The 23,534-nt window shown below is 33.5% G+C and carries 16 protein-coding genes, 1 tRNA gene and 1 CRISPR repeat array; of the genes, 10 read left to right on the forward strand and 7 right to left on the reverse strand.

Features of this window, described 5'->3' with window-relative positions; genetic code table 11:
* The first annotated feature begins 71 nt into the window (after nt 1–71).
* Nucleotides 72–2,814: direct repeats of the CRISPR family, unit length 47 nt; unit sequence GTTGTGAATTGATTTCATTTTGATACTTTTACGTGAGGATTCACAAG.
* A gap of 179 nt (nt 2,815–2,993) precedes the next feature.
* Nucleotides 2,994–3,887, forward strand: coding sequence for a type II CRISPR-associated endonuclease Cas1 (gene cas1 / locus CW751_RS06670; protein WP_101334233.1), 894 nt, complete (start codon nt 2,994–2,996; stop codon nt 3,885–3,887).
* A gap of 41 nt (nt 3,888–3,928) precedes the next feature.
* A complete protein-coding gene (gene cas2 / locus CW751_RS06675; protein WP_205677798.1) occupies nt 3,929–4,234 on the forward strand; it encodes a CRISPR-associated endonuclease Cas2 in 306 nt (101 codons plus the stop codon).
* Nucleotides 4,235–4,250: 16 nt separating this feature from the next.
* Here the strand turns inward: cas2 and cas9 are convergent, their stop codons facing one another.
* Complete coding sequence (gene cas9, locus CW751_RS06680; protein WP_101334235.1) at nt 4,251–8,684, reverse strand: type II CRISPR RNA-guided endonuclease Cas9; 4,434 nt, start codon at nt 8,682–8,684, stop codon at nt 4,251–4,253.
* Nucleotides 8,685–9,000: 316 nt separating this feature from the next.
* Between cas9 and CW751_RS06685 the strand changes: the two genes are divergently transcribed.
* From CW751_RS06685 to rfaD, 7 genes are all read left to right on the forward strand, one after another.
* Nucleotides 9,001–10,056 (forward strand): Fe(3+) ABC transporter substrate-binding protein, encoded by a 1,056-nt coding sequence (locus CW751_RS06685; protein WP_101334236.1) that lies wholly within the window; start codon nt 9,001–9,003, stop codon nt 10,054–10,056.
* Nucleotides 10,037–11,701: an ABC transporter permease gene (locus CW751_RS06690; protein ID WP_101334237.1), complete on the forward strand. Its 1,665-nt coding sequence runs from the start codon at nt 10,037–10,039 to the stop codon at nt 11,699–11,701. Before CW751_RS06685 ends, CW751_RS06690 begins: the two co-directional genes overlap by 20 nt.
* Before the next feature lies 1 nt (nt 11,702).
* Nucleotides 11,703–12,704, forward strand: coding sequence for an ABC transporter ATP-binding protein (locus CW751_RS06695; RefSeq protein ID WP_101334238.1), 1,002 nt, complete (start codon nt 11,703–11,705; stop codon nt 12,702–12,704).
* Between the two features lie 162 nt (nt 12,705–12,866).
* Nucleotides 12,867–12,951: transfer RNA gene (locus CW751_RS06700), tRNA-Leu, on the forward strand.
* An 84-nt stretch (nt 12,952–13,035) separates the two neighbouring features.
* Nucleotides 13,036–14,397, forward strand: a complete 1,362-nt coding sequence (gene tig / locus CW751_RS06705; RefSeq protein ID WP_101334239.1) for a trigger factor — start codon at nt 13,036–13,038, stop codon at nt 14,395–14,397.
* 210 nt (nt 14,398–14,607) lie between these two features.
* On the forward strand, nt 14,608–15,045 hold the full coding sequence (locus CW751_RS06710) for a hypothetical protein (protein WP_101334240.1): 438 nt from the start codon (nt 14,608–14,610) through the stop codon (nt 15,043–15,045).
* Between the two features lie 159 nt (nt 15,046–15,204).
* Entirely contained in the window at nt 15,205–16,170 is a 966-nt protein-coding gene (gene rfaD / locus CW751_RS06715) for an ADP-glyceromanno-heptose 6-epimerase (protein WP_101334241.1), read from the forward strand.
* 204 nt (nt 16,171–16,374) lie between these two features.
* Here rfaD and CW751_RS06720 read toward each other — a convergent pair whose 3' ends face one another.
* Genes CW751_RS06720 through CW751_RS06730 form a run of 3 tightly spaced genes read right to left on the reverse strand, consistent with a single transcriptional unit; the run spans nt 16,375 to nt 21,016 of the window.
* On the reverse strand, nt 16,375–17,844 hold the full coding sequence (locus CW751_RS06720; protein WP_101334242.1) for an O-antigen ligase family protein: 1,470 nt from the start codon (nt 17,842–17,844) through the stop codon (nt 16,375–16,377).
* 1 nt (nt 17,845) lies between these two features.
* Complete coding sequence (locus tag CW751_RS06725; protein ID WP_101334243.1) at nt 17,846–18,835, reverse strand: hypothetical protein; 990 nt, start codon at nt 18,833–18,835, stop codon at nt 17,846–17,848.
* 51 nt (nt 18,836–18,886) lie between these two features.
* Nucleotides 18,887–21,016: a S46 family peptidase gene (locus CW751_RS06730; RefSeq protein ID WP_101334244.1), complete on the reverse strand. Its 2,130-nt coding sequence runs from the start codon at nt 21,014–21,016 to the stop codon at nt 18,887–18,889.
* A 94-nt stretch (nt 21,017–21,110) separates the two neighbouring features.
* On the opposite strand from CW751_RS06730, the gene CW751_RS06735 reads away from it, so the two are divergent.
* Nucleotides 21,111–21,788, forward strand: coding sequence for a hypothetical protein (locus CW751_RS06735; protein ID WP_101334245.1), 678 nt, complete (start codon nt 21,111–21,113; stop codon nt 21,786–21,788).
* 189 nt (nt 21,789–21,977) lie between these two features.
* On the opposite strand, the gene coaE is transcribed toward CW751_RS06735, so the two are convergent.
* Genes coaE through CW751_RS06750 form a run of 3 tightly spaced genes read right to left on the reverse strand, consistent with a single transcriptional unit; the run spans nt 21,978 to nt 23,531 of the window.
* A complete protein-coding gene (coaE, locus tag CW751_RS06740; RefSeq protein WP_101334246.1) occupies nt 21,978–22,580 on the reverse strand; it encodes a dephospho-CoA kinase in 603 nt (200 codons plus the stop codon).
* A gap of 3 nt (nt 22,581–22,583) precedes the next feature.
* Nucleotides 22,584–22,967, reverse strand: coding sequence for a DUF1987 domain-containing protein (locus CW751_RS06745; protein WP_101334247.1), 384 nt, complete (start codon nt 22,965–22,967; stop codon nt 22,584–22,586).
* A 3-nt stretch (nt 22,968–22,970) separates the two neighbouring features.
* Complete coding sequence (locus tag CW751_RS06750; protein WP_101334248.1) at nt 22,971–23,531, reverse strand: SiaB family protein kinase; 561 nt, start codon at nt 23,529–23,531, stop codon at nt 22,971–22,973.
* Between the last annotated feature and the right edge of the window lie 3 nt (nt 23,532–23,534).

The following is a 23,534-nucleotide window of genomic DNA, read 5'->3' on the forward strand; positions in this document are numbered from 1 at the left end:
AATTGATTTCATTTTGATACTTTTACGTGAGGATTCACAAGGCGTTCGCTCTTGCTTTTGCTCCAAGTTCAGTTGTGAATTGATTTCATTTTGATACTTTTACGTGAGGATTCACAAGGCGTTCGCTCTTGCGTTTGCTCCAAGTTCAGTTGTGAATTGATTTCATTTTGATACTTTTACGTGAGGATTCACAAGGTTTCTTTCCATGTCTCATGATTAGAGCCAGTTGTGAATTGATTTCATTTTGATACTTTTACGTGAGGATTCACAAGAATAGAAAAAAGAACTGCATCTCTATTGCGGTTGTGAATTGATTTCATTTTGATACTTTTACGTGAGGATTCACAAGAGCATTTCAGTTGTTAAAACTTATAAAGCCGTTGTGAATTGATTTCATTTTGATACTTTTACGTGAGGATTCAGAAGAGCATTTCAGTTGTTAAAACTTATAAAGCCGTTGTGAATTGATTTCATTTTGATACTTTTACGTGAGGATTCACAAGCAAAGATTTTAAAGATGAAGATGATCCGTAGTTGTGAATTGATTTCATTTTGATACTTTTACGTGAGGATTCACAAGACCGCACCTCCTGTCTGGTAATACATTGCCGTTGTGAATTGATTTCATTTTGATACTTTTACGCGAGGATTCACAAGCTTGGATGAATAACTGTGTACGTTGTATGCGTTGTGAATTGATTTCATTTTGATACTTTTACGTGAGGATTCACAAGACCGCACCTCCTGTCTTGTAATACATTGCCGTTGTGAATTGATTTCATTTTGATACTTTTACGTGAGGATTCACAAGTTACCTTACTTTCTTAGCAACTGCAGGAGTGTTGTGAATTGATTTCATTTTGATACTTCTACGTGAGGATTCACAAGCTTGGATGAATAAGTGTGTAGGTTGTATGCGTTGTGAATTGATTTCAGTTTGATACTTTTACGTGAGGATTCACAAGAGGACTTCATTTCTTTGTTGGAAAGAAACCGTTGTGAATTGATTTCATTTTGATACTTTTACGTGAGGATTCACAAGCGATCCATACATTTTAATAACGGTTAAGCTGTTGTGAATTGATTTCATTTTGATACTTTTACGTGAGGATTCACAAGTTAAAAATTCTTTTGGTTTATCATAAAGTTGTTGTGAATTGATTTCATTTTGATACTTTTACGTGAGGATTCACAAGTGTATCTTTCAGGTAAAGGAAACAAAATCTGTTGTGAATTGATTTCATTTTGATACTTTTACGTGAGGATTCGCAAGCTTGGTTTTTAAGTAGTGCGATTAGGTATTGTTGTGAATTGATTTCAGTTTGATACTTTTACGTGAGGATTCACAAGCACTCGATAAAATAGAAAACCACGCATTACGTTGTGAATTGATTTCATTTTGATACTTTTACGTGAGGATTCACAAGATAAAGGGATGAAGCAAGAGGAATACATGTGTTGTGAATTGATTTCATTTTGATACTTTTACGTGAGGATTCACAAGCTTGGCTTTTAAGTAGTGCGTTTAGGTATTGTTGTGAATTGATTTCATTTTGATACTTTTACGCGAGGATTCACAAGCTTGGTTTTTAAGTAGAGCGATTAGGTATTGTTGTGAATTGATTTCATGTTGATACTTTTACGTGAGGATTCACAAGAGGTGTTTGACGAAGTGGGAGTGAAAGCCCGTTGTGAATTGATTTCATTTTGATACTTTTACGTGAGGATTCACAAGTTTTCCTTTCTTGTGGATCTTCCAAAATCTGTTGTGAATTGATTTCATTTTGATACTTTTACGTGAGGATTCACAAGGTTGTGTGTTGATTGGTAATAGTCTATACTGTTGTGAATTGATTTCATTTTGATACTTTTACGTGAGAATTCACAAGATAGGGCCTAGAGCAAATTTAGAAGCTAGAGTTGTGAATTGATTTCATTTTGATACTTTTACGTGAGAATTCACAAGATAGGGCCTAGAGCAAATTTAGAAGCTATAGTTGTGAATTGATTTCATTTTGATACTTTTACGTGAGGATTCACAAGACAATGTAACAGTGAAGTATATAGATGTGCGTTGTGAATTGATTTCATTTTGATACTTTTACGTGAGGATTCACAAGTAGTGAAATCCTTGCTGGAAACAAAGAACTTGTTGTGAATTGATTTCATTTTGATACTTTTACGTGAGGATTCACAAGATAGGGCCTAGAGCAAATTTAGAAGCTATAGTTGTGAATTGATTTCATTTTGATACTTTTACGTGAGGATTCACAAGTTTACGACTGTAGACTTTATAATGGCGTAGGTTGTGAATTGATTTCATTTTGATACTTTTACGTGAGGATTCACAAGAAAGTTGATGGTGACTTGTCAACGATTGACGTTGTGAATTGATTTCATTTTGATACTTTTACGTGAGGATTCACAAGTCTTAGATACGCCTTTCAATCTTGATGACCGTTGTGAATTGATTTCATTTTGATACTTTTACGGGAGGATTCACAAGATATCATGTACGGTGAAGATTTGAAAGTTCGTTGTGAATTGATTTCATTTTGATACTTTTACGTGAGGATTCACAAGTGTTTCAAAAACTAAAATTAGTTGGCCCCAGTTGTGAATTGATTTCATTTTGATACTTTTACGTGAGGATTCACAAGATATCATGTACGGTGAAGATTTTAAAGTTCGTTGTGAATTGATTTCATTTTGATACTTTTACGTGAGGATTCACAAGGCAGATACTTATTTCGTAAAAGTGGCCACCGTTGTGAATTGATTTCATTTTGATACTTTTACGTGAGGATTCACAAGAGACCGCTCTCAAACGAGCGGTCTTTTTGTGTTTTAAGAGTTTATTAGAAATGAAAATATGCATTGGGTTTGATTAGATTCTAGCTTTATTCCTCTACTTTTTTATTTCTAAATTGTTGATTTTGAAACCTTTTTTTGAATATGGCGTAATAGTAGTTTAGAAATCAATACTTAAGCTTATGATCAAACGCACCTTGTTTTTTGAAAACCCCGCTTACCTGAGTACGAAAAATAATCAATTGGTGGTTAGGCTAATTGAAACGGAACAAACAAAAACTGTCCCAATTGAAGATATCGGGATGATGGTTTTGGAACATCAACAAATCACTTTCACAAATCACCTTATTGAAAAACTGACTTATCAAAATGCAGCAATAGTGTGTTGTAATCAACAACATTTACCATTAAGTTTAATTTCTCCATTGAGTGGTCATTCAGAATACAATGAAAGACTGCGCTATCAACTTGAAGCTTCTCAACCATTAAAAAAGAATCTTTGGCAACAAACCATTATTGCCAAAATCTCAAATCAGGCAAATCTTTTGGGAAAACTCGACAAGGTAAATAGTAAACTCAGAAAGTGGAGTGGGGAAGTTTTGTCGGGTGACTCTACTAATAAAGAAAGTCATGCTGCAGCGTATTATTGGGAGCAATTATTCTCTGAAATACCTGGTTTTTATCGTGGACAAAAGGAAATTCCTCCAAATAATTTATTGAATTATGGGTATGCAATCTTAAGAGCGGTTTGCGCACGTTCAATTATTGGGAGTGGAATGTTGCCTGCTCTGGGAATACATCATGCGAATAAATATAACGCTTATTGTTTAGCGGATGATATTATGGAGCCGTATCGACCGTTTGTAGATCAAGTGGTACATGCTTTAGTGCAGCAAACATCTAATATCGATCAACTTACACGTGATTTAAAGCAACAACTTTTAATTATACCAGCCATTGATGTTACTATAGATGGGAAAGGAAGTCCATTGATGGTAGCCATGAGCCGCACGACACATTCTTTATTTGAATGTTTTTCTGGAATTTCTCGTAAAATTTTATACCCAACATTATGAAAGATAATCCTTTTTTAACCCGTTTAAACCAATATAGAACTATGTGGATTTTAGTATTTTTTGATTTACCAACAGAAACAAAACTGGAGCGGAAAGCAGCCAGTAAATTTAGAAAGTCATTACTCAATGATGGTTTTACAATGTTTCAATTCTCTATTTATTTAAGATTTTGTGCCAGTCGAGAAAATGCAGACGTACATACCAAAAGAGTAAAACTCCTCCTCCCCAAAAAAGGGAAGGTAGGAATCTTACAAATCACGGATCGTCAATTTGGAATGATGGAACTTTTTCACGGGGTAAAAGAAGTGGAGAAAGAAAGTCCTCATCAACAGTTGGAGTTGTTTTAGATTAATGCTAAATTTTTCAAACTAAAACCTCACCCAAACGATTGGTTTTTAATTTTAAACACTGTTCTTTTATTCTTATTGTATTATCTAAAGTAAGTTCTTGCTTATTCAGGCTACCTAATTCGCCAATTTTTGTTTTTGATTCATAAGTTTTGATTAGGTGAGCAATGTTTGCATGAATAAAATGACATTCACTTCCAGTGCTGCTAACCATTTTATAGATATTTTTTGAATTGATTATTGATTTTCGACTATGAATATCATCAATATCTGGAACATATACTAAATCATTAGGGGAAAGATGAAAAATCAAATGATGTCCTCTCTCATTAATTTCGGGAACAGAACTTAAGCCCTGTTTTTGACGTTCAATAACGACGTTCAAAGGTATTGTTTCGAAATTTCTTTTTTGCTTATTTTCATCCCAATAAATAGCAAAAAACAAATTGGTACCTTTCGCTGCTTCAACATATTTTCTACTTTTATTACCATCGTAACCTACTTGAAACTTAGATCCTACTTCGAAAACTCTAACTTTTAAAATAGGTTGGTGTAATTTTCCGTCATTAAGATTAGTGATATTGTTATTCATATCTTGAACTCCTTCTGGTGAAAAGGCTAGCTCTGGATGTTCTTTCAATTGTTTGTTCTTAATTAGTTCCTTTCTTTTGGATATTTGTTCAGAAACTTTGTTTCCAGAGAAATTAAATCTTGGTTCATCATAAGTTTGTAAATGATTCAGTAATATCTTTTGAATCCCGCTATCAGTTATAGATTCTATTCGAGAAGTTTTAAAAGAAGGATCTAATGATTCTCGAATTGCAGTAAGGACTTTTCCTTTTGGAACTTTAATTCTAGGTAAATCAACTTTACCATAGACCATCTCTTTATGCATAGGTTTTCTTATTGCCCAATTTAACCCATCTTGTTTAACTTTTGTTTTTTTATTGTCGATGATTTTTTCATAATAATTAGTCGCTTTATTTATAACCCTCAGGTTTTGTTTAAAACTAATAATTATTTCCTCTAATTTGCTTTTAGAATCGGAAGTGTAGCTATTCCATGGCTTTTTAAATGTTGTGAACTTGGTTCGTTTATGGCCTTGATCATCTATCCACACAGCAGTGTTTCTCAACTTGTGTTGCAAGTCATATCTTTCATTTTTAGACTTTGCGTGTTTATTGTTTAATAAATTTACATGATTTCTACTTGCGCATGCAATTACCAAAGCATCTAAAGCATGATGACGATGATCAATTCTTTTCTTATTGAAACCACGAGCCAGCTCTAAAGGAACTGTTGGTAAAAACTTTTGATGTTTTTCATTCCATGAAGTATAATCATTACTATTTGTAATTTTATTTAATCTTTCAAAACGTGGTAAAATGAGTTCATTCCAAACATCGTTTAGACCCCAATCATGTTTTAGTTTATTTGTAATCTTTCCATTTAATGGTATTAAGTTTTTAGAATTAATCCCTTCATCATTTTTGGTTGATCGTACTAAGTTAGATAAAAGGCTGGAAACAAACTTGCTAATATACCTAGTATCATTTAGTTGTCTCTCAATCATTTTTTCTGGAATCTCCTCCAACAATAATTTATCTCTTTTATTTCTGTTTTTCTGATAATTTTCCTTTACGAAATCAGTATATGCGCCCTCAGAGAGTATTTCAACTTCTCCAAATGTTGTATGTACTTTTTGACCAAAATGGTTTTTAATAAATTCTAAACCAAGTTGTCTGTCTTTTAGACTATTTACTTCTGCTTCGCAAATAACTTTATTAGTAAAACTGTCGTCGAAATAACGACTTTGAGGTATAACATGTTCAATTTCGTATGCACTTGTGAAAAGTTTACTAATAGGTATTGGTCTGCCTGTATAAGGTGATCGATATTTTTGTTCTAACCAGAGTTTGTAACGCTGAACTTCTGATTTTGTTGGTTCAGATTTTTTGCTAATCTTTTCAATTTCATCTGGAATTTCAATTCCAGAATTTAGTATTCCATCTTCATATATCTTTAAAGCTTCTTGTTGCATTGGGGAGTATGGTCTCACATTCTCGACAGAACTATCATTTAATAGCTCATTTAGTATTGTTTTTATTCGAATATTAGTGTTTTCATTTTTTGAAATGATGTCAGATAAATGTTTTCGAGAGTCTGCGGAATTCTTCATGTCACGACCAAGCTCAACATGTATTTCGTCAAAATAATTTTCACCACCATTACCGTAATTTTTCCAAATATCTTTAACAACCCGAAGTGTTTCAGTAACAACTTGTTCAACAATTGGATTTCTCAAGGAATGTTGTTTAAATTCTTTTAAGTATTCTTCAATATCATTAGGAGTACTCCAATAATCATTGTTCTCTGATTCGGAATGCCTATCATAAATGATGTATTGAGCAAGCCATAATTGCAATCCCTGAAAATGATCTTTCTGAGTTAGATTGATAGACTTTTCACGAACTCTATTTTTAATTTCCTTATCATATTCACCAGTGATAATTTTATCTATTCTGTCTTTTATTTTATCATCAATTCTTTCCCATTCCCAATATTTTTCAGCTCTCATTAATAACAATAGCTTTTTAATGGCTTTTTCTGAATATTTTCCATATTCACTGTCAAATGGTTTGAATTTAAGAAAATTATCCAAGAATGATTCTTCATTTAATTTGTGTTTTTTCGCAAAAGTTATTAGAGCTTTTTTAAATTCAATTTTGTCTATTACCGAGTATATTATATGCCACAACTGAAGTTCTACTTCTTGGGTGAGAAAGTTCTTCGGAACATCAATAACTTTAGAAAGTCTTCTTTTTATCTCATAACCAGTCTCATTCATGGGATAGTATTTAGATTCGTTTTTGTCTGAATCGTAAACATAGTTCCATCGATATTTAGCGATTTCTTTTAATAATTCATTTTTAAAAGCTTTAGGTTTCGCTTTAGGGAATTTTTCTTTTACTGCTGGTTCTATAAAGAACTTTAATAAATCAATATGGTTAACTTCTTTTTTAGTCATCAGAAAATCAAAGAGTTTCACCAAATCCTTTTGATTTTTTATAAAGCTTTCCGTTACATTTTTATTGTTTTCGTTGGTGTATATCTTTAAATTATATAGCCATTGCCAAACTCTAAACTCTTGATAATATGGATTAGATTTTGGAATTACTTTGAGGTTTTGAATTTGAACATTTCCCTCTTTATCTTTAAAAAATCTTTTCTCAAGTGTACAATTTCCTATAAGTGATTTTTGACTTTTCAAAGGGCGTTGATAAAAAATTATATCATTTATGAGTAAGTGTTTAAACCCACGTTTCATGAGTTCCACTTGATGAGATGCATTACTTTTGTATAATTCTCGAATACTAGCGTGATATATTTCCTCGTTGAATAAGTTTGGTTGTAATTTAATTTGTGTATCTAAAATTTTTTCTAATTCGGCTTTATAGAATTTTCTTTCAATTGTTCTGATTAACTTTCCTTTTATTTTAATCTCTGGATTTTTAAGTAAATTGTCAAAAATGTATTGACCAACAGTTTTACCTGATAGTTTAATTTCTTGTTCCGTTTTCTTTTTTACTAAAGTCCAATCATCCTCTTTTGGTGCTCTAAAACTTCTCTTTTCATCACCCTCTTTGTTAGTTTTTATAGATCCATCATCGTTTATATCAGTTGTTACTATAAAATCTTTAATCTTTCCTTTCCAGTCAGACAAATCGGTTTTACTAGAACGTTTGTAAACCCATCCATTTTCTAGAGTCATTGAGTACCATGCTTCACCTTTTTTATTAGAAACGTCATCTTTATTGACATCTATAACCTTTAATGAATAGAATTCGACTAATTTATTCTTGTTCTCTTCTTCTTCCTCTCCTCTAAGTTGATAGTATCCTCTTTTTTGATTAAAATTTAGAATAATCCAAGCTAATTCTTCCTTACTAACCTTTTGATTTATAGCTTTTTTTCGTAAATAATATAGAGTCCAATCATATGGAATATTGGTGTTGATTCCGTTAGATTTAAATTCTTCTATCATTTCCTTGAATGAATCTTTAAATATAAAATCATATTTTCCTTCTGAGCTTTTTCTCCAAGCTAATTTTGGTTCCGTATTTTTTTTGAATTGTCCTAATTTATTTTTAAAGTCAATATTGGTGGAGTAGTGTGTAGGAAGGAAATTCATCACGTTGAGAACTCTATGAAGTCTTTCCCTTCTTAGTAATTGTCTTTCTCTTAGTCTTCTTGCACTTCTGTATTTGGTTCTATCCGCTGTTTGGGAAATTGAATTACCTTCTCCAAATTTTCCAAGGATTCCTTGATCCATCGGTATGATTCTACTACCTAGTCCAATGATTTTCCCTTCTTTTTCTTCAAAGTTGTTCTCCACCAAAGCCCATCCAATACTATTTGTACCTAAGTCTAATCCTAATACTCTTTTCATAGTGTAATTTGGTTTTTAAGTTAGAAAACCTCCAAGTTAACTAATTTTTATAGTTTTTGCTAGTCTTTTGAGGAAATTATACTATATTTGAAACATCAAAATGAATCAATTCACAATAAGGATTATTCCGTTGTGAAAACATTTAAAACGGGGCAACTTTTAGTTCGCCTCGTTTTCTTTTTTGTGCTCTCCCAAACTGAGCCACTGATTCTTTTTTCTCCTAAAAAATTCAAAACGGCTTAACTTTCATTCTATGTTCCCTATTTAAACCCATTCTAAATTACTATATTTGCAGGGAATAAAATTTATAGATCAGATGAGAAAAATATTCGTTTTAACTACTGCATTGGCTGTTTTTGCTTCATGTGGTAACAAAGAAGAGGAAACCACAACAGAGAATGTGGAAACTACTGAAAAAGCACAAGTCGTTAATGTTTATACCCACAGACATTATGAGCCAGACCAAAAAATCTTTAAAATGTTTGAAGATGAAACTGGAATTGAGGTAAAAGTAATTAATGCGAGTGCAGACGAATTGATCCAAAAGATGAAAATGGAAGGAGAGCAATCTCCTGCCGATGTTTTGATTACCGTTGATGCCGGAAGATTGCACCGTGCCAAAGAACAAGGTTTGTTGCAACGCATAGAGTCTAATGTTTTGGAAAATAATATACCTTCACATTTGCAAGATGTCGATAATCATTGGTTTGGATTAACGAAACGAGCAAGAATTATCGCTTACGCAAAAGATAGAGTTCAACCGGAAGACCTAACGACTTACGAAGATTTGGTGACAGAAAAGTGGGATGATAAAATCTTGGTTCGTTCATCTTCTAATATTTATAACCAATCTTTAATGGCTTCAATTATTGCCAATGATGGAGAAGATATCGCTAAGAAATGGGCTGCTGGAATGGTAGAGAATATGGCGCGTTCTCCAAAAGGATCTGATCGTGATCAAGTAAAAGCTGTTGTGGCGGGAGAAGGAGACTTGGCCATTGTAAATTCTTATTATATCGGGAAAATGTTGAATTCTGCAGATCCTGAAGAAGTGAAAGTTGCCAAAGAAATAGGTTTGTTTTTCCCAAATCAAGACGGTAGAGGAACGCACATTAACGTGAGTGGAGCAGGGGTAGCTAAGTATGCGCCGAATAAAGAAAATGCAATTCGTTTTATTGAATTTTTAATTAGCGAAGAAGCTCAAAAGATCTTTACAGATGCCAATTATGAATATCCTGTATTGGAAAGTGTAGCCCCAACAGCAGATATAAAAGCATGGGGTGATTTCAAGGAAGATACTTTGAATCTTACCAAACTAGGAGAAAACAATAAAAAAGCAGTTTTACTTTTTGATGAAGCAGGCTGGAAATAAAAACACAGTATTTTCTTTAAAATCTCGCTTAAAAAGATTTAAAAGAGACAACAATAGATGGTCAGCTCTTACGTTGGCCATCGTTGTTTTCTTGGCATTGCCCATACTTTTTATTGGCGTTGAATTGTTTGCTGGGCCAGGAGAAACTTGGAGTCACATTGTTGAATACCTACTGCCAGATTATATATGGAATTCATTTTTCCTTATTGTGTTTTGCAGTCTTTTGGTTCTCGTTTTTGGCGTTTCCTCCGCTTGGTTGGTTTCCCGATTTGATTTTCCCATGCGAAAAGCCTTGGAATGGTTACTCATTCTACCTTTGGCGATTCCTTCCTACATCGTTGGTTATGCCTATGCCGGAATCTTTGATTATGGAGGGAGTTTAGCCTTGCTAATGGAAGCTGTTAACCTCGATTTTGTTCGCATCGACATTATGAACCGCGCTGGATTGGCTTTTGTGTTGAGTATTTCACTTTTCCCTTATGTTTATGTAAGTGCGCGCGCATTTTTCCTCAATCAAGCCAATAATCTTTTGGAAGCTTCCAATATGCTTGGTGTAGGAGAACGAAAAACCTTTTTTAAATTGATGCTACCTTTGGCACGACCAGCAATTGTAGCGGGATTGGTTTTGGTCTTAATGGAAGTACTCAACGATTATGGAGCAGCCAAATATTATGGTGTAAATACTTTTACTACCGGGATTTTTAGATCTTGGTTTTCATTGGAGGAGCCAGAAACAGCTGTGTATCTTTCCGCGCTTTTAATTGTAATTATCTTCTCGCTTATTCTCATTGAAAAATGGCAGGTGAGAAAGGTAAAATTTAGCTCTGCGAAGACCAATAATCAACAAATTCAAAGAAAAGTACCTAAGAAATCACAGAAATGGTTGATTTTCGCAGTTGTCTTTATTCCCGTTTTATTAGGTTTTGTATTGCCCATTTTACAATTGATTTATTGGGCTTTTCTAACGGCAAGTAAAGTTTTTAACATGGATTTTCTTTGGGTTTCGCTCCAAAGTTTCGGAATCTCCATTGTTTCTGCTTTAATTACTGTCTTTTTTGCCTTGCTTTTGATTTACTTCTCCAAATGGAGTGCTTTGCGTTTAATTAAAAACGTGGCGCGTGTTGGTGTTTTAGGTTACGCCATTCCAGGAGCAGTAATTGCAATTGGAATTATGATTCCTACATTGGCTCTAGATAAATGGCTGATCAAAGTCCTTGGAAACATGGGCATCGAAACTGGACTTATCATCAACGGAACTTTGATTGCTTTGTTTTATGCTTATGCCGTTCGTTTTCTGGCTGTGGCCTACAATCCAATTGAATCTACAGCTCTAAAAGTAGACAATTCAATTCCTGATTCCTCGAAGGTTTTAGGTGTAGGAAATTTAAAAACCTTCTTTAAAATTGAATTTCCTTTAATCAAAACGGGAATCTTTAGTGCTGTAATTCTTGTTTTTATAGATGTAATGAAAGAATTGCCATTGACTTTGATATTGAAACCCTATCACATTGACACTCTAGCAGTGCGCGCTTACGAATATGCCAGCGATGAAATGGTAATGGAAGCGGCAATTCCCTCACTTTTCATTATCTTTACTGCAATGATTCCGGTTATATTTTTAAATAAACTATTGATAAAAAAGTAAAATGTTAAAAATAGATTCACTTTCAAAAAGTTACGATAAAGGTAAGAACTACGCATTACAAGATGTGAGTTTTGAGCTTAAGTCAGGTGATGTATGTGCCATCGTTGGAGAAAGTGGATCAGGAAAAACAACTTTAGTACGCTTGATTGCTGGACTGGAAAGACCAGATGAAGGCAGTATTTCTTTATCGGGCAAAGTATTGTCATCAGTTGATCAGTTTACACAACCCGAAAAACGAAAAATTGGATTGGTTTTTCAGGAGTATGCCTTGTTTCCACATCTTACAGTTTTGGAAAATATCCTTTACGGCATAGCTAAACAAAAAGACAAGAAGGAAAGAGCGCAAGAAATGTTGGACTTAGTTGGACTTTCTGAAATGGGAGGAAGATATCCACATCAATTATCGGGTGGTCAACAACAAAGAGTTGCTTTAGCGAGAGCTTTGGCGCCCAATCCTTCTTTATTAATCTTGGACGAGCCTTTCAGTAATTTGGATACCATGTTGCGTACTCAGCTGAGAAGTCAAGTGTTTGAAATTATTGAGAAAACGGGAGTAACCGTGCTTTTTGTTACTCACGACACCCAAGATGCGCTATCAGTAGCCGATGAAATTCTTATTCTTCAAAACGGGAAAGTGGTACAAAAAGATGCAGCTTCTAATTTATATGTTAAACCAAATAATCTCTATGTAGCTTCACTTTTTGGAAATACCGTTCGCATTAATAAAGATTTACAAAATGCTTTTCATTGTCCGCTCAACGAAGAATGCTGTCATGCCATAAGGAATGAGAAAATTAAAGTAAACCCTGATGAACTCACAACCGATTGCGATTATATCACAACGGCTGAAGTTATTAAAAAGATTGCTTTAGGAGATGCAGTTCAATTGGTTTTAAAACTAGAGACAGGTGAGAAACTAACTGTCACAACTCGAGATAAAAATATTGCTGATACCATTAATATTGGATTCAATTCTAAAGATATTTTAGAATTTAATGAATAATTACTTTTAAATCGAGAAGAGTAATCACCGAATCAAAAAAACTTTTTAAATAAAAACTGAAAAAGTATTTCGCTTAAAGAAAATTTAATTAAATTTGCACTCGCTTTTAATTGTAAAAGTAGTCAAGATATCGAAAAACGTTTCGGTATTGTTTTAAAAAATGCGGATGTGGTGGAATTGGTAGACATGCTAGACTTAGGATCTAGTGCCGCGAGGCGTGTGGGTTCGACCCCCTCCATCCGCACCAAATTAAAAGTGGTATGAGTGTTTAGCTTATACCATTTTTTGTTTTACTCCAATTAAGAAAAAGTAAAAGTTTATTTCAATCAATATGAATATTACAAAAGAAAATGTTGACGAGCTCAACGCAATTTTAAAGGTTACCGTTGAGAAAGAAGATTATCAAGAGAAAGTTGATTCGACTTTAAAGGATTATCGTAAAAAAGCCAATATTCCTGGATTCCGAAAAGGAAAAGTACCTATGGGAATTGTGAAAAAGCAATACGGTCAAAATATATTGGGCGAAGAATTAAATAGAATCGTCAGTGAAGGCTTATTCAAATATGTTGATGAACAAGACTTTGAAGTACTTGGAAATCCACTCCCAAAAAATGATGTTGAGGTAAAAGGAGACTTTAACAATCCAGATACTTTTGAGTTTACATACGAAATTGGTATTGCACCCAAGGTTGATGTTAAACTCTCAGGAAGAAATAAATATGAATATACGAAAGTTAAAATCGATAAAAAATTAGTTGATAAACAACTTGAAGATTTAACACGTCGTTACGGAAAACTTTCTTCTGGAGAAAAAGTTGGCGAACGTGATATGGTCATGGGTAAGTTTGTTGAACTAAACGATAAAGGCGAGATCTTAGAAGGTGGAGTAATGAATGATTCTACCATTTCTATGGAGTTTGTCGAAGATGAAAAACTCAAAAAAGAAATGATTGGGAAGAAACCAGGAGATAAAATTACGCTAGATCCAAGAAGCGTGTCTCGTGGTGAAAGTGACACTGCTTCAATGTTAGGTATTGAAGAAAGTGAACTTGAAAATGTTTCCAATAAATTCCAATTAACCATCAATGAAGTGAAGGTAATGGAACCAGCAGAGTTGAATCAAGAATTATTTGATAAACTTTTTGGTGAAGGAGAGGTGAAGTCAGAAAAAGAAATGAGAGCTAAAATCGAAAAAGATTTAGCTGAAATGTTTGAAAAGGACAGCGATAAAATTTTAACACGAAGAATTTCAAATGACTTAATCAAAAAAACAGATTTAAGTTTACCTGATGAGTTTTTGAAAAAATGGATTTTAGCATCACAAAAAGAACCTATCACCAAAGAAGAGGTTGAAAAAGATTATGAAAATTATGCCCGTAGCCTAAGGTGGCAATTGATTCAAAATAAAATCTTCAAAGATGCAGAAATGAAAGTTGAGCAAGAAGAGGCACTTAATTACACGAAAGGATTGTTGGTGAATCAGTATGCACAATACGGAATGCCAGCTCCAGATGATGCAGAATTAACGCAATCAGCTCAGCAAGTTTTAGGAAACCAAAAAGAAGCGCAACAAATCTATGATATGTTAGCAGAAGAAAAACTAACAAAGTATTTCAAAGAAACTGTAAAGTTGAATGAAAAAGAAGTAGATTATGATGAGTATGTTAAGATTGCGCAAGATAGCAATGCATAATATGTAGTTTTTTGATAGAGAAAGGGTTGGCGTATATTCGTCAACCCTTTTTAATTTTATACCTACTTTTATTTTTGGTTATATCGTGAGTTTAAGTCATGTCCACCTTTCCACTTAAAGAGCATAAAATGTATATTTTAACATGTTTTCTTTAACTATCTCCTAAGTTTCTTTTAATTTCGCTTGATAACTAAAAAATAATAAATCAATATGTTTAAACAATTGTTTAGAAAGTCTCCTTTGCTCGTATGTGCAGGAGCGCTGTTCGTTTTTACTTCTTGTGGAGGTGAAGAGCCAGTTCAAGAAAGTGAAGAAGCTAATACGGAAGAGACATCAACCGAAAAAATAAACGTTGAATCAGATGACGCTTCAACTGAAATCGCAACAGAAACTCCAGAAGAGAAACCTTCACTCAATACACCCGTTCAAATGAACAACCCTAGTTCTGCCGATGTGAAGATTAATCCACCGCATGGAGAGCCGGGACATGATTGTGCGGTAAAGGTAGGTGATCCATTACCTTCAGCCAATACTACTATTTCTACAGAGCTGAATCAGCCTAGTATGGATGGGAGTGTAAAACTAAACCCTCCTCATGGTCAACCAGGTCATGATTGTGCAGTTAAAGTTGGAGAGCCTCTCAATTAACTCCTTATAAATAACGTATTTATAACAGGTATTCAGATTTGAATCTGACTATTTGTCAAAAAATATAACTTTTAAAACCTCATGAGATTGCATGAGGTTTTTTTATGCGTATTTTTGTAACGATAAGGGTAAACAGAATTAAATTTAAAATTAAATAAAATGATAGTTGTAACAGGTGCAGCAGGATTTATCGGAAGTGGTTTAGTTAGTAAACTCAATGATATGGGAATTAAGCGAATTATTATCGTTGATGATTTCTCTGAAGTTGAGAAAGAACATAATCTTGTCGGTAAAAACTATATCGAACGCGTTGAGCGAAATGTATTTATTGATTGGTTAAAAGACAACGGTGAGGATGTTAATTTCATTTTTCATATCGGCGCTAGAACAGATACCTCTGAATTTGATACAGAAATATTTGATCGATTAAATCTAAATTATTCAAAAGATATATGGCGCTATGCAACGCAGCACAGTATACCATTGGTTTATGCTAGTTCAGCAGCAACATACGGACTAGGAGAGCATGGTTATGATGATAATCACAGGGTGGTTGAGCAATTAAAGCCATTAAATCCTTATGGAGAATCTAAAAATGATTTTGATAAATGGGTGCTTGAGCAGGCGATAAAACCACCGTTTTGGGCTGGGTTAAAATTCTTTAATGTTTATGGACCAAATGAATATCATAAAGGTAGAATGGCTTCAGTTGTATTGCATGCTTATCGTCAGATTTCAAGAACTGGAAAATTAAAACTTTTTCGATCTCACAACGAAAAGTATGATGATGGAGAACAAAAAAGAGATTTTATTTACGTAAAAGATGTACACAATATTTGCACCTTCTTAATGGAGAAAAAACCGGAGAGTGGATTGTATAATGTTGGGTGTGGAAAAGCGAGAACTTTTAAAAACTTGGCAGTTGATACATTTCATGCTATGAATCGAGAAGTAAATATTAGTTACATTGATACACCTGCTGATATTCGTGATAAATATCAATATTTTACCGAAGCGAAGATGAATAAATTAATTTCTGCAGGCTATTCAAAAGGTTTTCATACGCTGGAGCAGGGAATAACCGATTACGTTGAGAATTATTTGTTTGAAGGGAAGTATCTCTAATAAAACCGACCAGATGAAAATGAGGGGTAAAAAGTGATGTTGCATCATGCCATTATTTTTTACCCTTTTTTTGAATAAGATTTTGTAAAAATGAATAGGATAGACAGAGCTTACTCAAGTTTATAATTAATTGCCTTTATCATTATCAATAATCTTAATCTTTATAATTATTAATGAATTTAAAATTGATTTTTTAAAAAGGAACTATTTTGTTTGTTCTTTCAATTTTAGTGCGTTTATTCTCTTGCGTAATTTTAATTCTTGTGCAATAAAAAATGCTGCTGCTCCATAAATTGGAACTGCTGCTTTATCGGTATCTAGATAATTATTGAGCAGACCATGGAAAAAATAAGTTGATAAGGCCAAAACAATTGATAATATCAATAAATACATACCACGTTCAGCAGGGAAATATCTTTTTAATCGAATAAGCAACATTATTCCAGAATAAAATAGGGCAGATACAAAAGCAATAACCGAGAGCATCCCAATTAATCCTGTTTCGGAAAGAGGTCCTAAGTATTCAGAATGTGCATTTCCTTGATCTCCAAAGTTGGTAGAGATAACAGTAAGCTTTTCTGGATTCTGGTGTGGTGCATATTCAAAAGCATAAGTTCCAGGTCCATACCCAAAAACAGGTCGCGTTAAAAACATATTCCATGCGGCTTCCCATCGGTTTAAACGTTCTAAATTAGACGCATCTGAAGAAATATTAGCAACAGACCTGATTCTTTCATTAAAGTTTGTTGTGGTATGTTCATGCTTGTTACGTTCTAACTCCATTTCAATTTTACTCCAAAAAATAAAAATCACTGCTAAAACTGAGAGTCCTAATGTTAACAGGTACTTGAACTTTATACGGTATTTAATGAGTAGCCATACAACAAACGCAAAAACTACACTCAACCATGCTCCTCGAGTGTAACTAAAATACAAACCAATTAATGTTATGACTAAAATTGTCCACAGAATTACTTGTGCTTGAATATTGTGTTTTTTATAGGTAATTAAACCAATTATAAATAAAAGACTAATAGCTACACTCATACCATAGCTGGTGTGATCTTTAAAGAATGGCGACATTACCCAATGCCCTTCTTTCTCTCTGAAATTGTATCCAGCATGATGAATGAGTGTGTAAATGATTACAATGGTCATTCCGATTGCGTAACACCACAAAAATTTAGCTACATTTTCTTTTTTGTTTAATGTTGTAAAACCAATCATGATTAGCGGGATGATGTACCACAACTTCATAAGTAGAAACTTAAAAGAAACAATAGGATGTGAACTGGTTATTGAGGACATAAATATCCAAAACAAATAAAAAGCAAGTGTATATATAATTGGGTGTTTCCAAAAACTATTATTGACAATTGAATGTTTGAGTTCCCTAAATATAATCCACACCATTAAACCGAATAAAATGGGTTCCGTAGGAAGGAATAAACCTATTTTTCCATCAGTAAATTCTTCAAGGTTTATGGATAAAGGCGCCAAAAAAGCAATGATTAAAAAGGCTGTTTTTGTATGATAAATCCCAAGATAGGCAATCACTAATATAATGGGAAGCAAATTGAAAAAATAGTTATCATTATATATAAAATAGGCATTGAGTCCTATAAATAAGACAATCAGCGCATAAATAAGCCCTTTATTTTTTAAGAGATTCAAATTATTTGCTTTGCTGGATACTTTGAAAACGTTCCCTGATGAGCAGAATGATGAACATAAAAATAACAGCTGAAATTGTCGCGATCAAAACAATAATCATGCGTTTTGGTTTTGCTTTTTTATCCGAAGCAACAGCTGATTCAACGACGAATTTGTGATTGAAATTTTCAAGTGCATCAGATTCTGATTGCTCAAATGAAACCTCATGATCTGTCATCTTCTCTATCCTAAATTCACGTAAATCGGATAAAGCATCGTACCGTGCACCGTACTTCAGGTTAACCTCAATTTGATTTTTAAAAAAAGCTTTATCTTCTTGAGTTTTAGATTCGTTAAAAGCAGCAAATAAACTGGCTCTTGATTTCGCATTGACTACGCCAAGCTGTGAAAGGCTGTCCATCTCTTGATTTAACTTTTCTTGAGCAGTTTTCAGTTGTTCCAACTTTCTTTTATTTATTTCAAATGCTGGAACGGTACGCTCTTTTATTAAATCATTTTTTACTGTATCAATTAATTGTACAATCTTGTTAGCAATATCCGCTGCTCGCTGAGGTTCTTCATCTAAAACCGAAATATTAATTGATCCGTATCTTGTTCGCTCAAAGTGAATGTGGTCATTATACTCTTTCCCTAGTTTATAATAATAACTTTTTTCTCCCTCTTCAAGACCGTAAACCTCAGCCAAATTAAATTGAGAAATAATTTTATTTCTCAAGGGTGATGATTGTAAAATTTGGATAAGCTGTTCTGCATTCTCTTCTTCTCCAAAGTCCATTGAGCTAGCTTTGGCGTTACTCAAAGGGTTAAAGGAAACAGTACTAGTAGCGGTAGGGAAAACGATTGCATTCGATTCATACAAAACCGGCAGCATTAATGAAACTACAATTGAAATAACTCCAGCCAAAACTCCAGTAATGAGTAAGGGTTTTCTATGCTTGTAGGTGAAAATGAGCAATTCATTAGTATGTTGCTCTGATTTATTTTTGTCCATCTATTATTATGTTTTTTAAAATAACTCCTTTTTTTGAAATATAGTATGTGTTTATCTCACCAATGTCATTTCCTCAACAATATGTGGTGCTTCACCATAAACATCAATCATCCATAAAACGAAACGGATATCAACGGATATATTCCTGCATCGTGAAGCATCAAACATATAGTCACTCATTGTGCTTTCCCAGCTTCGGTCGAAGTTAATGCCAATTAAGTGTCCATCTCCATTGATCACAGGGGATCCAGAATTTCCTCCTGTGGTATGATTAGAACCTGTAAAACAAACCCACAACTCATCGTCTTGTGCGTATTCACCGTAATTTTTTTCTGCATAGAGTTTTAGCATTCTAGGTAGAAGATCAAAGTCTTCATCCCCAGTATTGTATTTCTCAATTACTCCGTCAAGAGTAGTGTAAGGAGTGTATCTCATTCCATCACGTGGTGTTGATCCTTCTAACTTCCCGTATGTAATACGTAAAGTACTATTTGCATTCGCCCAATGTTTATCTTCTGGGTACATTTCGTATTTACCTTTGACGTATGTTTTCATTAATTGATTCTTTAAACCATAATACGTGCGCAGGTCGTTTAGTACTTTTTCCTCAAAAACGGTATTTAATTCTTCATAAAGTTGGTATCCTGGATCTTTATGAATTTTCTTTTTAGCATATTTTTCAAAATTATTTAATACTTTTAAGTAAGCGGTAGAATCGATTAAAAATGACTTTTTGTATATTTTATCTCTTAAATCACTAACATTATTGTTGCTTAATGATTCTGGAAGATAGTTGTTCTCAATTGTCTTTTTGTAAAACTCACTTTGTAATAGGAAAACTTCTCGATCGATTTCAACATCATATTTACTGTAAAAGCTTGAAACGCTCTCGATTTGAGATTGAATCTCCTGTTCTAATTCTTCTGATTTTTCCTCTTTACATAGTGTTAGTAGTTCTTCTATAGCTCTTGCACGTTTAAAAATTTCAGGTCCAACATAAGCGTACTCTATGAACATATTATAGGTAAAATCTGCATTATTATATCGGCTAGATAGTTCACGTAAATCTTTTACAACTGTTCCATAATCTCTATTGAAATTATCATTATTGGCGGCCGCTTGCGTATATGCATTTTCATATTCAACCTTTTTTTGAATGGCATTTCCTCTTTTTAGCCCATCAATTTGTCCTTTCCATTTCTTCCATGCATTTGCAATTCTTGCCTGTTTGGATGCGTACATAATCTCTGTAGATTCTGATTTACGCATTGCATTATTTATCACTGATAAAGATAATTCGCGCATTTTTATTTGCGCAGGACGCATCGTATCTATGATGAAGTCTAATTCCGTGCTTATTGTATGTTGATATGTTCTGCCAGGAAATCCAAAAACCATGGTGAACTCATCTTTTTCACGTGGTTTGATAGATACAGGAAGGTGATGAATTGGTGTATAAGGTTTATTGTTTTCATTATACTCCGCTGGCTGATTCTCGGCATTCGCATAAATTCTAAATACAGCAAAATCTCCTGTGTGCCTAGGCCAAACCCAATTATCTGTATCTCCACCAAATTTACCTACAGTTTTAGGTGGTGTTCCTACTAAACGAACATCTAAGAAAGTTTCTTTAACCAATAAAAAGTAGCTATTCCCATAATCGAAAGGTTTAATTTCAGCTTCGTAATGCGTTCCATTCAGAGCTTCTGATTTTATTAGTGCGATATTTGTCATTATCTTTTGGTTGGCTTCCGCTCCTGATAAATCACTTGTGCCAGCCAATACTTTTTGAGTAACATCCTCGATTCTTACCATTCTAGCCGCTGTAAGGCCAGGATTCTTTAATTCATCCTCAAGTGTTTTTGCCCAATATCCATGTTTAGCAATATTATTATCTATCGATGTATGCGCATAAATCTGTGAAAAACCACAATGGTGATTGGTTAATAACAGTCCTTGATCTGAAACAACTTCTGAAGTACATCCACCTCCAAAGTGCATAATCGCATCTTTTATACTGGCGTTGTTGACACTGTAAATGTCTTCAGCACTGATCTTCATACCCATTGCTTTCATGTCTGACTCGAAAGCACCGAGTAAGGTGGGGATCAACATACCTTCTTCAGCTCGGGAAACAAGTCCAAAAACCAAAACCAAAACTAACGCACTAATCTTTTTCATCTTAATAAATTTTTATTAAGTGGTAAAGATACAAAGTGTACAGAAATTTTGGTATTCTTGAGGGATAAAGATTTTATTTTTACATTTTTGTATCGTGGAAGTATTAAATTTTATATTTAGAATTGGAGTTATTCTTGCGGTTTATAATTTCCTTTGGTGGATTATAATGTTGTTTTTAAATGTTTTAAGAGGAGGGAAGCCAAAAATGCTGTTCGAAGTTTATCTGATTAAGTCTGTTCGATATCTTTTCTTAGTAGATGTAATATTTTTATTTGCGATTAAACAAGCAAGTGGTATGCTCATCTTAAACGATATTTTACTCGCAGGAATGATTTTATTAATTTATTTTATTGGTAAAATTCAGTCTAAACAACAACGACAATCTATTTTTCAAGTACGGGGACAAGCAAATATTCCAGGTGTTCAGAGTTTTTTGAATGGGATAAAACCAGCATTTGATATTCGTTTAGAAATTGCTGTTGTCGTTTTAGCTGTATCCGTACTCTTTGGCTTTTATTTTGCCCCACATTTGGCATCTAATACAATCTCTAATTGGTTTCTTGAGAGTATTTTAAATATTGAAGATACACCTGTGTTTGGTTTTATATTTAAAGTAATTGGATTCTTTTTTATGATGTCGGTGATTTTTAAAATTATTGGTAGCATTATGACGTTATTGTCTGGTGGAAATAGGGGGAATCAGTATGATGACCAAGACGATGATGATAATGGAGATGACGATCATTTTGACGACTACACTGAAGTGAAGTAATAGGTTTTTGAAAAACTACCTATCCGATAATTTTTTACAAAAATGTCCTGCGATCAAATAGTGAATTGAGTTAGCTCCTTAAGTCGCAGATCAGAAGAGTCTGTTTTCTTCTCTTATAAGTTTTGAATTGAAAACAAAGATTAGAACAAAGCCTTTGTTTTTAAAAAAAGCTTTGACTGAAATAGGATGCTAATTGTGTTTTCTTTGATTATCAGCTCTCTTTACTTCAGCAAGAATAACTTCAATCTGTTGAGTTACTAATGAGGAGTCATCGTTTGTAATGATATATGAGGCTAAATCAGCTTTTTTTTCATCAGGCCATTGATTGTTAATTCTATCTTTTACAGCTTGCACATTGCTTCCATCTCGAATAATAACGCGATTAATTCGTACTTCTTCTGGAGCCGTTACAAGAATTGTATAATCAAAGTCTGTATATCGTCCTGTTTCAAATAATATTGCTGCTTCATTGAAAATAATGGAAGCGTCTTGTTCTTTTGACCATTTATGGAATGCTTTTCTTACGGCTGGATGCACAATAGCATTCAATTGCTCTTTATATGCTGAGTTTTTGAAAATTTTATTTGCCAAAAAGGATCGATTCAATTGATTGTCAATATAAGCTTCCTCTCCAAAAACGTTTTTTATTTCGTTTTTAACGTCATTAGACTCAGTCATTAACAATTTAGCATTGTCATCGGAATTAAAAACAGGATATCCCATTATAGTGAGAACTTTACCGATAATCGATTTTCCCGATCCAATTCCTCCTGTTAATCCAATCTTTAACACTGCTTAAATTTCTTCAACTTCAATCATTTTAAATGGTAGCGGAATAATTGCTTGGTAATCTTCTCCTGCTTCCTCCATGTCTTCATCATCTTCTTCAAAATACCAATTTACTTTTACATCGGTACCGTTTCCATTAATACCTTCTAATAATTTAAAAAGATCTAAAATACACTTAGAAGAAGAGGTATTAAAGTATTCTAATTTTACATTGAATTGTGTTTCTGCTTTCGGATTCTTGCCATAGTCTTCAATCCATTTGTTTAAAGAGCTGTAGAATTCAACTGAATTCTCAGGAATAGATCTTCCTTTCAATTCTAATTCACCTTTTGTGGCGTCAAAATTTACAGTCGGTGTTTTTGGTGTTCCCTCTAGATTAATATTTTCCATTTCTTAATTGATTTTAACGTTTAAACAAAAGAAACTATATTCGTCATTTACAGGCAGAAAACTGTACTCAAGTTTGTTGCCTGATTTTCGAGCAATATCAATTAGGCCTAAGCCTGCTGTACCTTTGTTCGATAATGTGCCATGATTGAGTACATCTTTGTACATCTCACGAAGTTCTTGCTTATTAAGTTTGTTAATGCTTTTTATTTTCTGTTCTAATATTTTCCCCTTTTCTTTTTCTATGTAATTGCCCGTTTTAACTTCATAAAAATCTTCATTTTTAGAAATCATTAAAAGTGCAGATTTTGAAAAAAGAGATTGCGAAGGATCTAAGTTTTCTTCTTTTACCTCCTCGTTATGATGGTATAGGTTCTGTAAACATTCGACTAGAACATTGTAGACTTTTTTTCTAGTCTTAGTCGATTTTTCTACATGCCCTAATTTAGACTCCATAATTTGAAGAACTGAGGACAGCAAGTCTGAGGTTACAATACCCTTAAATGAAAGCATTGTGTTGTCACGCTCCATAGTTTGATAAAGATTGTAAATGTTCCTCAATGGCATGTA

This window comes from Brumimicrobium salinarum (assembly GCF_002844555.1).
Classification (GTDB): Bacteria; Bacteroidota; Bacteroidia; order Flavobacteriales_D; family Crocinitomicaceae; genus Brumimicrobium; species Brumimicrobium salinarum.

Excerpts from the sequence above, each read along its gene's own strand:
- CW751_RS06695 (WP_101334238.1), top strand. The coding sequence starts at position 11,703 with ATGTTAAAAATAGATTCACTTTCAAAAAGTTACGATAAAGGTAAGAAC.
- tig (WP_101334239.1), top strand. The coding sequence starts at position 13,036 with ATGAATATTACAAAAGAAAATGTTGACGAGCTCAACGCAATTTTAAAG.
- CW751_RS06730 (WP_101334244.1), bottom strand. The coding sequence starts at position 21,016 with ATGAAAAAGATTAGTGCGTTAGTTTTGGTTTTGGTTTTTGGACTTGTT.
- CW751_RS06745 (WP_101334247.1), bottom strand. The coding sequence starts at position 22,967 with ATGGAAAATATTAATCTAGAGGGAACACCAAAAACACCGACTGTAAAT.
- cas9 (WP_101334235.1), bottom strand. The coding sequence starts at position 8,684 with ATGAAAAGAGTATTAGGATTAGACTTAGGTACAAATAGTATTGGATGG.
- cas2 (WP_205677798.1), top strand. The coding sequence starts at position 3,929 with ATGTGGATTTTAGTATTTTTTGATTTACCAACAGAAACAAAACTGGAG.
- CW751_RS06725 (WP_101334243.1), bottom strand. The coding sequence starts at position 18,835 with ATGGACAAAAATAAATCAGAGCAACATACTAATGAATTGCTCATTTTC.
- CW751_RS06710 (WP_101334240.1), top strand. The coding sequence starts at position 14,608 with ATGTTTAAACAATTGTTTAGAAAGTCTCCTTTGCTCGTATGTGCAGGA.
- rfaD (WP_101334241.1), top strand. The coding sequence starts at position 15,205 with ATGATAGTTGTAACAGGTGCAGCAGGATTTATCGGAAGTGGTTTAGTT.
- CW751_RS06690 (WP_101334237.1), top strand. The coding sequence starts at position 10,037 with ATGAAGCAGGCTGGAAATAAAAACACAGTATTTTCTTTAAAATCTCGC.
- cas1 (WP_101334233.1), top strand. The coding sequence starts at position 2,994 with ATGATCAAACGCACCTTGTTTTTTGAAAACCCCGCTTACCTGAGTACG.
- CW751_RS06750 (WP_101334248.1), bottom strand. The coding sequence starts at position 23,531 with ATGCCATTGAGGAACATTTACAATCTTTATCAAACTATGGAGCGTGAC.
- CW751_RS06685 (WP_101334236.1), top strand. The coding sequence starts at position 9,001 with ATGAGAAAAATATTCGTTTTAACTACTGCATTGGCTGTTTTTGCTTCA.